The organism is Tropicibacter sp. S64 (genome assembly GCF_049803835.1).
In the GTDB taxonomy this organism is placed as follows: Bacteria; Pseudomonadota; Alphaproteobacteria; order Rhodobacterales; family Rhodobacteraceae; genus Pacificoceanicola.
This window is the reverse complement of the sequence record NZ_JBNAGK010000002.1, coordinates 229,912-243,272: the sequence shown is the minus strand read 5'-3', so window position 1 is coordinate 243,272 and position 13,361 is coordinate 229,912. Positions and strand designations below refer to the sequence as shown.

Below are 13,361 nucleotides of genomic sequence, written 5' to 3'. Positions count from 1 at the left end.
ATTTTTACCTTTCCGCGCTAGCATGACGCTGCAGCGCTGTGGCAATCCGCTCCGGCTTTCCGCTTGATCGAGGCAGGAAACCGGCGGGCACCGCGGCGCGGCGGGACAAGAAGAAAAACAGGCATGGGGCCGGCCCACGGTCCCGAAGGTACTCTTTGTGGAAGAGACGAGCATGGACATGACACGCGACACCGACGCCGAACCGATGTTCGGGGTGGAGGGCGATACGATGGACGAAACACGGCCCGAGGAAACGGCTCCGCGCCGCAAACGCCCGGGCAAGGCCCGCCGCGGCAAGGCGCGCGCGGCACAGGCGGTGACCGGGGCGGTCCCGGTCGACCCGGACGCCGCCGCGGCCGCGACCTCCGCCGAGTCGCCAGACCCGGCCGAGACGAGCACGCCGTTGGCCGAGGCCCTGAACAAGGCCGAGCTGATCGACCTCGTCGTCGAGCGCAGCGGCCTGCGAAAGCGCGATGCCAAACCTGCCGTCGAGGCGACGCTCGCGATCCTGGGCCAGGCGCTGGCGGATGGCCGTGCGCTGAACCTGCGCGGCCTTGGCAAGGCGCGGCACGTGGCGGTGAAGGAGCGGGACAATGCCCGCGTGATCAACCTGCGCCTGCGTCAATCGAAACAAGTTGAAAATTCCGCGCAGGACCCTCTTGATCCTCTTGGCGAGGAAGGCTAAGACCCGCCGCACGGGTGATTAGCTCAGTGGTAGAGCGCTTCGTTCACATCGAAGATGTCAGGAGTTCAAATCTCTTATCACCCACCAGTTTCCAGGGCCTCGGCACATCGCCGGGGCCCTTTTGGTTTGCCCGGCAGTCGCCCCGGGCGGAGCGGGGAGCGCTTGGTCAGGGGGGAGGGGGAAAAGCACATTTCCGGTCGGCATCCATCTTGCCAGCCCCGTCCCGGACCGCTAAAAGCCCCGGCACCGGGTGATTAGCTCAGTTGGTAGAGCGCTTCGTTTACACCGAAGATGTCGGGGGTTCGAGTCCCTCATCACCCACCAGAAAACATTGAGTTTTTGCCGGATTTGCGTAGTGCTTTGCGGTTCTTTGAACCCAAGCTGGTCGAGAGTTCCGCTCTCGCAGGCTGAAGTCCAGCGCGGGCACCGCATCCGCCATACGCTCCGGCAGGGAGGGGCCAAATGTCCGACAGGTCACCGAGATGTCCGGGTGTCCGAGGACCTGGGCCACCTTCGCGACGGGGATGCCTTCGGACAGTGTCCAGCCGGCGGTGGTGTGCCGAAGGTGATGGATGTGCAGTTTACCTATTCCGGCCTGTCTGACGGCGGCTTTGAGTCCGGTCCGGATGGCTTCCAGGATGACCGCCGGTTCGGGTTTCCGGACCGTTCATCGAACATTCGTTCTCCAACCTCTCCAAGCAACCGGAGTCGCCGCGTATTGCGTGTCCGGGCGCCAGCGAAGGCGCGCCGTGAATTTCCGTGACACGCAACCGGCAGATGGCTTCGGTGGATGGCGGGCCGTCCAACCAGCCGGTTCTCCGAAGCGCTCAGGCAGAACGGCGGGCGGCCTGCCTGTTCATGGCCGATGCGTCCTTGTTGCTGTCGGCTGCGGGTGTGCGCTCATCGGGCGAGGTCCGGAACGCGGCAGTTTGCCGGGCGAGTTCGCGAGCGTCCCTCTTGAGGACCTGACTTGCGGCGATGGCCTGTTGCACCATCGCGACGTTTTGTTGCGTGACCATGTCCAGGTTGCCAACACCCGCGTTGATCTCCGAGAGCGAGGCAGACTGTTCTTCCGCGCCCCGCGCAATTTCGGCAATGCTGCCGGAAATCTTGAACACACTTGCCACGATCTTTTCCAACTCGGACCCGGCATGGTTCACGTGCTTGGCGCCGGTGGATACATGTTTCGTGCTGTCCTCGATGAGCGCCTTGACGTTTTGCGCGGCTTCGGCGGACCGTTGCGCCAACATGCGCACTTCTGCAGCGACGACGGCAAAACCCAGTCCGGCCTTGCCGGCGCGTGCCGCTTCGACACCGGCATTCAACGCAAGCAGATTGGTCTGGAAGGCGATGTCGTCGATGACGACGATGATCTGACTGATTTGTTTCGACGATTTTTCGATGTTCGCCATGGCCAGGACGGCATCCTCGACCACCTTGCCGCCGCTTTCCGCTGTCGCTTTCGCGCCGTCCGAATACCTTTCGACATCCTTGGCGGCGGCGGCCGCGGCCTTGACGGTCGATGTCAGTTCGTCGATGGCGGCGGCCGTCTCCTCCAGGGTCGCCGCCTGGGTTTCCGTCCGCGCGGAGAGGCTGGAAGAGGCGGTGCCAAGTTCGTCGGCGGTGTTGGCGACGGTATCGGATACATCCTTCACCGCAGCGATGGCGGATGACAGTTTCTCGACCGCCGTGTTGAAGGCATCGTTCAACGTTCTGATGTCCGGCACGCCGCAGTCGGGAACACGGTGGCTGAGGTTGCCAAGGCTCAGCTGATTGATGCCCTGCGACAGGTTTTCGATCCCGTTTTGCCGCTCCGTGATGTCGGTCGCGATCTTGATTACCCGGGAGATGCTGCCGTCCTGTTCGATGTAAGGGGCGTAAGTCGCCTGAATCCAGACGACGGATCCATCCTTTGCGACCCGCGGGAATTGGTCGGTGAAGAACTTTCCCGCGGCGAGGTCTTTCCAGAACTGCCTGTAGCTGTCCGATTTCACGTAGTCGGCATCGAGGAACATCGAGTGATGTTTCCCGACCACTTCATCGAGGCTGTATTTCAGGGCTTTCAGAAAGTTCTCGTTTGCCGTGATGATCGTGCCATCGGTCCTGAACTGGATGGTTGCCTGCGTGCGGTTCACCACCGAAAAGAATGCCTGTGCCAGGGCGGCTTCGCTCTGCGGGTTCGTCTTTTGCTTCGATCTTGTGAACATCGGGCTGACTCTGATTCGGGTTGCGCTCGGGAATGTGTAATTCGGCCACGGAAAGGATCCCCTAATGTTAGAATTGTCCGTACTCCCGCATGCCCGGGCGAGGAACGGACGACAGATCCGGGACAATTTCTCCCTGGAGAGCGGTGGGTCCTGCGGTTTTCCAAAGGCTTGTAGCCCGTCGCAGTCGCAGAACCCACCGGCTTATGGCAGGACGTTGCCGACCAGCCCGGGGTCGGCCGTCGTCAAATTTTCCTTCGAAGTCTCCATGCGGATGGTTTGGAGCGGCGCAAGATGAGGCTGTCTTCCCGGCGCGCCCTCCCGGCCTAGGCGTTTGCCTCGCGTGCCCCATTCCGCGTTCCGCGGCGCGGTCTCCTCCGCCTTCAGCCGACCTGCGCGAGCGTCCGGTCTGTCCTGATCGGCGCGGTGCGCAGGAAGGCTGGCTGCGCGGCCCCGAGCAGGAAGCCCTGCTGGATGGCGATTCCCAGCTCCCTGAGCTTGTCGCTTTGTTGCGCGGTTTCGACGCCTTCGGCGATGACCCCTACGCCGAAGGTCTCGCAGATCTGGTGCATGTGCCGAAGCAGCTCGGCGGATTTCTCGTCCTGGTCGCTGCGCGAGACCAGGCAGCGGTCGAGTTTCAGCCATTGGATCGGAAGGTCGATCAGCCGGTCGAGATTGCTGGCCTCACGGCCGAAATCGTCCAGCGCGATCTCGAACCCGTAATTGTGCAGCCGGACCAGTTCCTCCCGCAGCACGGCGAATTCCAGCCGCTCGGTCATGCTCTGCTCGGACAGTTCCAGCACCACGCGACGCTGCGACAGCAGCGGCCCCCAGACCGAGAAGATGCGCCGTGCCGCACCGGGGTAGGACACGAAGGACACTGGCAGGTTCACGCTCAGGAAAGCGTCTGGATATCCTTCGAGCCCGGCTGCCGCCTTCGACAGGACGCGATAGGGATACCCCTGCCATTTCCTCTGGCGTTTGAGATTGAGATAGGCCTCGAGGAAGTAGTCGGGGTGCTTGACCTCCCCGTTCGGCAGGACCCAGCGTGCCAGCGCCTCGAAACCGACGGTGGTGCCGCCTTCGACATCGACGATGGGCTGGAAATGGTAGGTGATCTCTTCTGCCACCATCGCCGCCTCGACCTCTTCGAGCGTCGCGCGTGAGCTTCGGATCGACTGGGCGAAGTCTTCGTCCGCGAGCACGACCATGTTGCGTCCGAGCCGTTTCGCGGTCCGCAGGGCATGGTCGCAAAGCGAGAGCGCCTCGTCGAAGGTCATCCCGTCCGCCCAGTGCGCCACCCCGACGCTGACGGTGCGGCTGATGGTGCCCTGCGCGACCCCGATCTCGATTTCCGCGATGGCCTCGCGCAGCGCCTCGGCGACAACCCGCGCCGCACGCCAGCCCATCCACTTGGTCATCACCGCGAATTCCTCTCCCCCCATGCGCAGGGCAACGCCCTGTGCGGGGATCAGATCGCGCAGGACCGCCGCAACCCGCCGCAGCAAGTCGTCGCCGATCGCATGGCCGAAGGAATCGTTGACCGACTTGAAGTAGTCGAGGTCGAGCGAGATGATGCAGCGTGCCTCGCCGTCCCCTGTCATGAAATCGGTCAGGTAGCGGCGCGAATAGAGGCCGGTCAGCGGGTCCTTGGTCAGGACATCCGCCAGCTTCTGCTTCGCCAGTTCCTCTTCCGTCAGATCAGTCAGCGTGGACATCACCAGCGGATCGCCGGTGAGCAGGCTGCGGGTGGAGACGGCGTCTCGACGCATGAGCAGGACGCGCCCGTCCTTGGTGCGCACGCGCCGGTGGTCGGTCCGCAGCAGGCCGAACGGATGAGCGGTCCGGCGCTGTTCCAAAATCGCACCGCGATCCTCGACCGGCACAAGCAGGCTCGCGTCCTGTCCGATGAGGTCGGCGTCGCTGTAGCCGGTCAGCCGCTTGAAACCGTCCGAGACGGCGAGAATGGTGAAATCCTCGGCCTGCACCAGCATCGGGGCAGGGCTGTCGTCGACGAATTGCATCCGCGCCCTGTGCTGTGTTTCGAGGTCGGTCACATCGGTCAGGGTCATGACCGCCAGCGTCTCGCCATTGACCACATGCCGGCCACAACGGACGTGGAACACGATGCGGCGCCCGTCCGTGGCCCGGATCTCGCGGCGCAGGTGGCCGCCGTCGATCTGTGACGCCCCGGTGTTTCCATGGTCGCCGGGCAGGGGGGCAGGCTGGTCCTGCGGCGTCGCGGCGCCTGCCGGATCGAAGCCGACGGTGTCCTCGAGCGTGTAGCCGGTGCACCGGGTCCAGGCATCGGAGACCGCCCGCACGCGCCCGTCCTCGCCCTGAACCACGATGATCGCATCGGTCTGGCTCAACAGGGCCTGACTGAACGCTTCGGCCGCCTTGCTGTCCGAGACGTCGGTGAACTGCACGGCGCAGCGGAAGGCGAGGCCAGGTTCCGCGTTGGGCTGGAGGTCAAGGATCACCGCCCGCCGTTGTCCGTCCGCGCGGCGAAGGCTGCCGGTGACCACGACACGCTCCATGCTGCCGGAGTCGAATGCCGCCTGCACGCGGGCGGCCGCGTCGGAATCCAGCGTCAGCAGCCCGTCCTCGCTCAGGCTGCGCCCGAGCAACCGTGCGCGCGGACGTCCGACGAAGGTGGCCAGCCGCTCGGAGACCGAAAGGATCTTCGCCCGCGCGTCGTAGGTAGCCAGCATCGCCGGGCTCTGGTCGGCCAGCGCGATGCCGGTCCGGACCTGCGCGGTGTGTACCTGCTTGACCACCGCGCCAAGCAGGAAGGCGATCTCGCCGCTCAGGACCGCGCTCCAGGCGAACCCGTGCGGGCCGGCCTGTTGCAGGCTGGTCACGAGACAGAACAGGAAGGTGCAGGCGAACAGGCCCTTGGCCGCCTCCCATACCGCGTTGTGCAGCAGCGACAGCGCCAGCACCAGCGTGATGCCGAAGGTCGCGATGTCGTGCAGCAAGGGTTCGGGCCGCGCCGCGAGAAAGCCGCAGGCGGCGGCGAGGGCCCCGAGGACCATGTGCAGCACCGGCGTTGGCAGAAGCTCCCGGTTTGCCAGGGCCTGCCCGGTGTGCAGCACCCGGATGGCACCGCCTGCCAGCGCAAAGACCGCGAGAGCCCCGGTCATGTCGCCGATCATCCAGGCCTGCCAGATCGCCGCGCGCTCCGGGCCCTGCATCGGGGCGAGGAATGCCGAGGCGACGGCCCCGCCGGCGAGGCTGACGAGGGCATAGGCGAGCAGCAGCATCACCAGCGTGCCGGGCGTCATCTCGTAGGGCTGCACCCGGCGGTCCACAACCGTGATGTTGACTTGGTGGCGCAGGAAGAAGGCAAAGATAACGGCCTCGACCAGGTTGACGAGGGTCATCAGCGCCGCGGCTGTCGCCGGATGCCCGGACGTCATGTTGGCCGCCAGCATCGCTGCCCCGCTTGCCAGAAGCGCCAGCGGCCAATCCCCGAGCGGGCGCGAGATCATCAGGTAGACCGTTGCCGCATTCGCCCACCACAGGGTCGCCAGCCCCTCGGACTGTTGGCTCATGGCGCTGGACACGACGCAGAGCAGATAGATGAGCAGGAGGTCGTGCAAGGCCCGCCCGAGCGCCGACGCGCCGAAGGTCACCCGACGCTCCAGCCCCAGCAGCGACACCCTGGCGGGCGGCACGGGCACAAGCGCCTGCGGCTGGTCGGCGCTGGCTCCGGTTCCGGTTCCGGCGGGCGTGCGGCTGCTCTCGACCGGGCGCCACAGCACCTCGACGACGAGCAGGGCGCCGAGTGCGAAGGGCAGCAGCGTGAGCACCAGGCCAAGGTCCGCCGCGCCCCTGCGGATTTCCAGCAGCGACCACAGAACAAGCACCCCGGCAATGGTCCACAGCGCGAGATTGGCCCGCGGCGTATCCGGGTTCCAGAAGATCCGCCGCGTGCCGGGAGCGCTCGCTTGCAGGCAGGCGAGGCAGAACAGCATGATGGCCTCGGACGGGGGCAGGCCCGGCGTATGCCGGTCCGTCTGGCCGAGAAGCCATTGTTCGAGGTGGACGAAGGCCGTCAGCGCCACCACGGTCAGCAGCGCGGTCGACAGATAGCACGCGGTGCGCCTGTTGCCGGCCAGCGTCTGAAGCAGACCGGACGCTGACAAGAGCCCGAATCCGAGCAGCGTCGCCGTGCCGGCATGGCGGGGCGCCCCGGCGACTCCGATCAACTCCAGCAGCCGGTCCGGCGCCACGCCCTGTGCCTCCCATTGCCGGACCTGCAGGAAGAGCGCGCTCGCCAGCAGGAGGATCAGGAACCCGGCACGCCTGACCGGCCTTGCCGCGTGGTCGCCGTCGTACCGCAATGCGTGCAAGGCCAGGAGCACCAGGTCGAAGGCGAGGGTGCCGGGGTGGATGGACCACGCAGGGACCCAGTCCGCGATCCAGTCGGGCGGCATCAGGGTCGCCGCGCTCTCGGCAAGCAGGAAGATACACAGACCCAGCAGGGTGATCCGGGCAAAGGCGGTGTGTGGAGCCTCGTGTCTCGCGTCTCGGTTAGACGATGTGAAGTGTAGCACGCGGTCCTGACCTCGGTTGGCTGTCCAGACCACCGGAGGCCTGACTGTTCCGTGGTAAAGCAAGGTTGGTTAATGAATCGTGAAGCGCCGACGCGGGTGCCGTTCGGTCGGGCCGCGATTCCGTCAAAGCATTCCGCGCAAGTCCATGGGCCAGAGCGCCGTGGACCTGTTGGCAGGCCGCCCTGGCAAAGGTCCCGATACAGGACCCCGCGTCGATGTTGCCAGTGGCCCGCGGGCCGGGAGCCGTGCCATCATGGGGCCGGTGCATCGCAGCCGGAGATCCCGCCATGACACGCCCCCTGACACGGTTCCTCGCCTTGTTTCTCATCACGCTCGCGCCGCTCGTTGCGACGGCGGAGCCGCTGCCTGCCCCGGATGGACCGGTCGTGCTGACGGTGACCGGGGCCATTACCGAAACCAACGCCGAGGGCGCGGCGCTGTTCGATCTCGAGATGTTGCGAGCGCTCGGGGCGGCCGAAATCGCGACCGACACGATCTGGACGCCCCGCACGCACAGATTCACCGGCGTGCGGCTGAGCGCGCTGCTGGAGCGGGTCGGGGCCACGGGCACGCGCCTGTCCGCCACCGCGATCAACGATTACAGCGTCGAGATCCCGGTTTCCGACGCGAGAGCGGACGGGCCGATCGTCGCCTACGAAATGGACGGAACCGTCATGTCCCGCCGGGACAAGGGGCCGCTCTGGGTGATCTATCCGTTTTCCTCTTCCGCCGCCTACCGCACCGAGGTCATCTACGCCCGCAGCATCTGGCAGCTTGACCGGATGACCGTGCTGGATTGACGGGCGACGCTTGCCGGGTGATGCCGCCAAGGCGCTGCGAACCTGCCATCCCGCCGGTTCGTCCGGGGTTGCCCGGCTTTTCCGGCTCACAGCACAGGCCTCCGCTCAGACCCGTTCCCGCGGCTTGAGCAGACGCCAGACCTTCCGCTCCGCGAAGGCCCGCGCCAGCGCCGCCAGGATCAGCACGCAGAGCAGCGCCTTCGTCACCGCGCCCATGGTGCCCTCGATCAGCACCGCATGCAGGATGCTGAACAGGGCGATGGACAGGGCCAGCCCGCTGTGCGCCAGCCGCCACGACCGCGGGCGCAACCTGCGCCGGACCAGCGCGAGGGCCCCCGCCGCGAAAATCGCCCACATGGCGAGCGCGCCCCAGAGCGAGAAGGGCGTCGGCGAGCGGAACAGCAGCACGTCGATCACATCCGGCGGGCTGGTGATCCACAGACCGGCGATATGCAACACGACAAGGGTAATGAGCAGAGCGCCCACGCGCCTGTGCCAGACGCGGGCCGCGCGTGGATCGACCGGCAGTTGGCCCCCGACCAGCGCCGGCTGGACCAGCAGCAACCAGAGCGCCACCACCCCCGCCACCCCGGCGGCGATGTAGATGCCGGAACGATAGGCCAGCCAGGGGCTGGTCAGCGCCACGCCCAGCGGCACCATCAGGGCCCCGGCGAGCAGGAGCCACATCAGGGCCGGGCGCAGCCTCACGTCAGGCCGGCTCCAACACGAAATGCGCTTCGAGGCTGGTCTGCCGGACGCTCCGCATCACCGGACGCAGGAAGACGGTGCGGAAATCGCCGCTGTCATAGGCGAGATGCCCGTGCGGCTGGCCCAGGGCGGGCACGATCTGCGGCATTTCCAGCCGGAACACGCCGTCCGCGTCGGTCAGCGTCGCGCCATGGCTGTGCGGATCGCGCTCGTAGCCTTCGACCGTATGCGCCCAGATCTGGATGCGGATGCCCTTGAGCGGTGCACCATCCTCCGCGCGGCGTACGGTGCCGCTCATCCAGAACCCGCCGTTCCCGATGCGCTCCACGATGGGTGCGCCGGGGCGGTAATTGTTGGCGCCGCCGCCCATGGTCCGGGTCGGCTTCAGCCCGGCGGCCCGGGCCGGGACCATCAGCCCCGTACTCAGAAAAGCCGCCCCGGTGGCGATGGCGGCGCGGCGTGTCAGGGGTGTGTGCATGGCTTCGACCTCCTTCGGGCTTGGGTGGCTTGCGGCAAGTATGGCACAACTTACCCTACGGAAAACACCCTGCACGCGAAGTTTACCCGGGGCGGTGACGGGCCTTGGCCGAAAGTCTCGCATCTCCGCGCCGCATTCCGTGGTATCCTGCCGCGCAGGGAGAGAGGTCTGACGATGATCCATCATCGCCACGTGGACGAGATCGAACGCGTGCTCGACGGGCGCGCGACGGGCCGCGACAGCGCGGTCTCCGCCTCCTGGCGGCGCTGCGTCGAGCTTTATGGCATGGACCCGACCCGTAGCGATCCGGCGCATATCGTCACCGAAGCGGAGCTGCGCGAGCACCGCGACCAGGCGGAATGGATGATCGGCGCGGCCCGCTCCGGGCTGCAATCGCTGTTCCGGCAGGTGGCTGGGCAGAACTACGTCCTGCTGCTGACCGATGCGCAGGGCGTCTGCGTCGATTTCTTCGGCGACAGCGGGTTTACCGATGATCTGCGCGGGGCCGGGCTCTATCTCGGCTCCAACTGGTCCGAGGATCTCGCCGGGACCTGCGGTGTCGGCGCCTGCATCGTGACGGGCGAGCCGGTGACGATCCATCAGGACGACCATTTCGGCAACGCCCACACCATGCTCTCCTGCACCGCCGCGCCGATCTATGACAGCCTCGGGCAGATGGCCGCCGTGCTCGACATATCGCTCCTGCGCTCGCCGGCGCCAAAGAGCAGCCAGAACCTGGCCATGACGCTCGTGACCTCCGCCGCGCGGCGGGTGGAGATGGCCAACCTGATGGCCGGAAGCCGCCGCGACTGGGTGCTGCGGCTGTCCTCCTCCCCCGAGTTCCTCGACGTCGATCCCGAGGCCGCCGTGACGCTGGACGGGGCAGGGCGGGTCATCGGCTTCACCCGCGCCGCGGGGCGGATGCTGGGCGAGGGGCGGCCGCTGCTGGGCCAACGCATCGACACGCTGCTCGACCTGACCGTCGACGATCTGCCGGACCTGATGCGCGACCGGCCCACGGAAGAGCGGATCGTGCAGATGCGGGACGGCGGCGCGATCTTCGGTCACGCCATCGCGCCGCAAAGCCCGCGCAGCGCCGCGCCGTCGCGGCGTCCGGTCGGCGGGGCGCTTTCCGGGCTGAGTGGCGGCGATCCCGGCATGGCGCGGCTGCTTGCGCAGGGCGAAAGGCTGGCGGCCACGGCGATCCCGCTGCTGATCTGCGGCGAGACCGGGACCGGCAAGACCAAGCTCGCCCGCGCCCTGCACATGGCCTCCCGCCGCGCCGGGTTCCATTGCGTCGAGTGCGCCGGGCTGGACGTTGCGCGGCTGGCGACGTTGACGGAGGCGGACCAGCCGGCGAGCTTGCTGCTGCGCCGCGTCGAGGACCTGCCGCAGGAGGCCCGCGCAACGCTCCCCGGGCTGCTCGACGCCCGCCCGCAGCTGCGCGTCCTTGCCACCAGCGGGCAGGACGCTGCCGCTCTAACCGCCCCGGACGGCCTGCCGCCCGCGCTCTACCACCGCCTTGCCGGGACCACGCTGAGCCTGCCGCCGCTGCGGCAACGGCAGGACCTCGGCTGGCTCATCGACCGCCTCTTGCGGCGGGGCAGCGGCGGCGACAAGCGCCTGACCCCCTCCGCCCGCGCCGAACTCATGGGCCGGGACTGGCCCGGCAACCTGCGCGAACTGGCCAACGTGCTCGACGTCGCCGCCGCCCTTGCGGAAAGCGACGTGATCGACCTGCCGGACCTGCCCGCCGCCGCCGCCCGGGCCGCGCCGGAGGAGGAGGACCTCGAAGCGGTGCTCGACGCCTGTGGCTGGAACATGGCCCGCGCGGCGCGACGGCTCGGCGTCAACCGCTCCACCATCCTGCGCCGCATTCGCAAGGAGGGGTTGCACCCGCCCGCCTGATCCGTTGCGCTCGGTTGCACACGCAACATGCTGCGCCGCCGCATCACGCTGTGCCGCGAAAAGCCCCGGATTCCCGTGGATCGGAGCCGTTCGCCGTGCCGATACTCCCGCCATCCATTGCCGACGAGGAGGACACGCAATGCTCGATTCAACCGCCACCACGCAGGTCCAGGAGACGCTGGACGCGCTGAACGCCGCGCTGGAGGCCGGCGACGCCGATGCCGCCAGCAGGCTTTTCGCCACGGACAGCTACTGGCGCGACCTGATCGCCGTCACCTGGAACCTTAAGACCGTGGAGGGCCCCGCCGGGGTGAAGGACATGCTCACCGCGCAGCTTGGCCATACCAAACCGCGCGGCTTCGCCATTCAGGACGGGGAGGTCCCGGCGGAGGACGGCGGCGTCACCACCGCCTGGATCACCTTCGAGACCGCCGCCGGGCGCGGCTGGGGGCTGATGCGGCTGAAGGACGGGCGCATCTGGACGCTGCTGACATCCCTGCAGGAACTGAAAGGCTTCGAGGAGAACAAGGGCAAGCGGCGTCCCATGGGTGTCCAGCACGGCGCCGACAAGCACCGCACCACCTGGAAGGAAGCGCGGCAAAACGAGGCCGAAACGCTCGGCTACACCGAGCAGCCCTACACCGTGATCGTCGGCGGCGGGCAGGGCGGCATCGCCCTTGGCGCCCGGCTGCGGCAGCTTGGCGTGCCGACCATCGTTCTGGACAAGCACGACCGCCCCGGCGACCAATGGCGCTCGCGCTACAAGTCGCTCTGCCTGCACGATCCGGTCTGGTATGACCATCTGCCCTACATCAAGTTCCCCGACAACTGGCCGGTCTTCGCGCCGAAGGACAAGATCGGCGACTGGCTGGAGATGTACACGAAGGTCATGGAGCTGAACTACTGGACCCGCTCCGAGGTGACTTCCGCGCAGTTCGACGAGACCAGCGGCACCTGGACGGTCAAGGTCAACCGCGACGGCGAGGAAGTGACCCTGCACCCCACCCAGCTTGTCCTCGCCACCGGCATGTCGGGCAAGCCGAACATCCCGACCTTCCCGGGCATGGAGAGCTTCAAGGGCACGATCCAGCATTCTTCCCAGCACAAGGGCCCGGACGACTGGGCGGGCAAGAAGGTGGTCGTCGTCGGCTCCAACAACTCGGCCCATGACATCTGCGCCGCGCTCTGGGAAACCGGCGCGGATGTGACCATGGTGCAGCGCTCCTCCACCCATATCGTGAAGTCCGACACGCTCATGGATATCGGTCTCGGGGCGCTCTACTCGGAAGAGGCGGTGGCCAATGGGGTGACAACCGAAAAGGCGGACATGATCTTTGCCTCGCTGCCCTACCGCATCCTGCACGAGTTCCAGATCCCCGCCTATGAGCAGATGAAGGAACGCGACGCGGAATTCTATGCCGGGCTGGAGAAGGCCGGGTTCGATCTCGACTGGGGCGACGACGGCTCCGGGCTGTTCATGAAATACCTGCGGCGCGGGTCCGGCTATTACATCGACGTGGGCGCAAGCCAGCTCATCATCGACGGCGAGATCAAGCTCGCCAAGGGGCAGGTGGATCGCTTCGACGAGACCGGCGTGGTACTCTCGGACGGCACCCATCTCGACGCCGATCTGGTGGTTCTCGCCACCGGCTACGGTTCGATGAACGGCTGGGCGGCGGACCTGATTTCACAGGAAGTCGCGGACAAGGTCGGCAAGGTCTGGGGCCTCGGGTCCGACACCACGAAGGACCCCGGCCCCTGGGAGGGCGAGCAGCGCAACATGTGGAAGCCGACCCAGCAGCAGAACCTGTGGTTCCACGGCGGCAACCTGCACCAGTCGCGGCACTATTCGCTCTATCTCGCGCTGCAACTGAAGGCGCGGATGGAGGGGCTGGAAACCCCAGTCTACGGCCTGCAGGAGGTTCACCACCTGAAATGACATGGCAGGCGGCGCGTGGCTCCCCCCGATGCGCCGCCTGTCGCGATGCCCCGGCAAAGCTGCTTCACAGCGGTTCT

At 67.0% G+C, this 13,361-nt stretch carries 9 protein-coding genes and 2 tRNA genes; 6 read left to right on the top strand and 5 right to left on the bottom strand.

Annotated features, from left to right (window positions below):
* Window positions 1-172 precede the first annotated feature (172 nt).
* The 3 genes from ACP159_RS04335 (at window position 173) to ACP159_RS04325 (ending at window position 1,009) form a co-directional block, all read left to right on the top strand.
* Window positions 173-685 (top strand): HU family DNA-binding protein, encoded by a 513-nt coding sequence (locus tag ACP159_RS04335; RefSeq protein ID WP_425098406.1) that lies wholly within the window; start codon window positions 173-175, stop codon window positions 683-685.
* Between the two features lie 12 nt (window positions 686-697).
* Window positions 698-772, top strand: a tRNA-Val gene (locus tag ACP159_RS04330).
* A 161-nt stretch (window positions 773-933) separates the two neighbouring features.
* Window positions 934-1,009: transfer RNA gene (locus ACP159_RS04325), tRNA-Val, on the top strand.
* Here ACP159_RS04325 and ACP159_RS04320 read toward each other — a convergent pair.
* The 3 genes from ACP159_RS04320 to ACP159_RS04310 all read right to left on the bottom strand — a co-directional run bounded on the left by ACP159_RS04320 (window position 966) and on the right by ACP159_RS04310 (window position 7,451).
* The gene (locus ACP159_RS04320) at window positions 966-1,313 is read right to left on the bottom strand and encodes a tyrosine-type recombinase/integrase (protein WP_425098680.1); all 348 of its coding nucleotides are present in this window, start codon (window positions 1,311-1,313) and stop codon (window positions 966-968) included. The two genes, ACP159_RS04325 and ACP159_RS04320, sit on opposite strands and share 44 nt — an antisense overlap.
* A 199-nt stretch (window positions 1,314-1,512) precedes the next feature.
* Window positions 1,513-2,892: a methyl-accepting chemotaxis protein gene (locus tag ACP159_RS04315; RefSeq protein WP_425098405.1), complete on the bottom strand. Its 1,380-nt coding sequence runs from the start codon at window positions 2,890-2,892 to the stop codon at window positions 1,513-1,515.
* Window positions 2,893-3,272: 380 nt separating this feature from the next.
* Window positions 3,273-7,451, bottom strand: a complete 4,179-nt coding sequence (locus tag ACP159_RS04310; protein ID WP_425098404.1) for an EAL domain-containing protein — start codon at window positions 7,449-7,451, stop codon at window positions 3,273-3,275.
* A 287-nt stretch (window positions 7,452-7,738) separates the two neighbouring features.
* Between ACP159_RS04310 and ACP159_RS04305 the strand changes: the two genes are divergently transcribed.
* Window positions 7,739-8,251, top strand: a complete 513-nt coding sequence (locus ACP159_RS04305; RefSeq protein WP_425098403.1) for a molybdopterin-dependent oxidoreductase — start codon at window positions 7,739-7,741, stop codon at window positions 8,249-8,251.
* A 105-nt stretch (window positions 8,252-8,356) separates the two neighbouring features.
* Here the strand turns inward: ACP159_RS04305 and ACP159_RS04300 are convergent, their stop codons facing one another.
* On the bottom strand, window positions 8,357-8,959 hold the full coding sequence (locus tag ACP159_RS04300; protein ID WP_425098402.1) for a ferric reductase-like transmembrane domain-containing protein: 603 nt from the start codon (window positions 8,957-8,959) through the stop codon (window positions 8,357-8,359).
* A 1-nt stretch (window position 8,960) separates the two neighbouring features.
* Window positions 8,961-9,437, bottom strand: coding sequence for a twin-arginine translocation pathway signal (locus ACP159_RS04295; RefSeq protein ID WP_425098401.1), 477 nt, complete (start codon window positions 9,435-9,437; stop codon window positions 8,961-8,963).
* A gap of 174 nt (window positions 9,438-9,611) precedes the next feature.
* Here ACP159_RS04295 and ACP159_RS04290 point away from each other — a divergent pair, with 174 nt between their 5' ends.
* Complete coding sequence (locus ACP159_RS04290; protein WP_425098400.1) at window positions 9,612-11,345, top strand: sigma-54-dependent Fis family transcriptional regulator; 1,734 nt, start codon at window positions 9,612-9,614, stop codon at window positions 11,343-11,345.
* Window positions 11,346-11,484: 139 nt separating this feature from the next.
* Window positions 11,485-13,284 carry an NAD(P)/FAD-dependent oxidoreductase gene (locus tag ACP159_RS04285; RefSeq protein ID WP_425098399.1) on the top strand — a complete coding sequence of 600 codons (1,800 nt, stop codon included), beginning with the start codon at window positions 11,485-11,487 and terminating at the stop codon, window positions 13,282-13,284.
* Window positions 13,285-13,361: the final 77 nt, after the last annotated feature.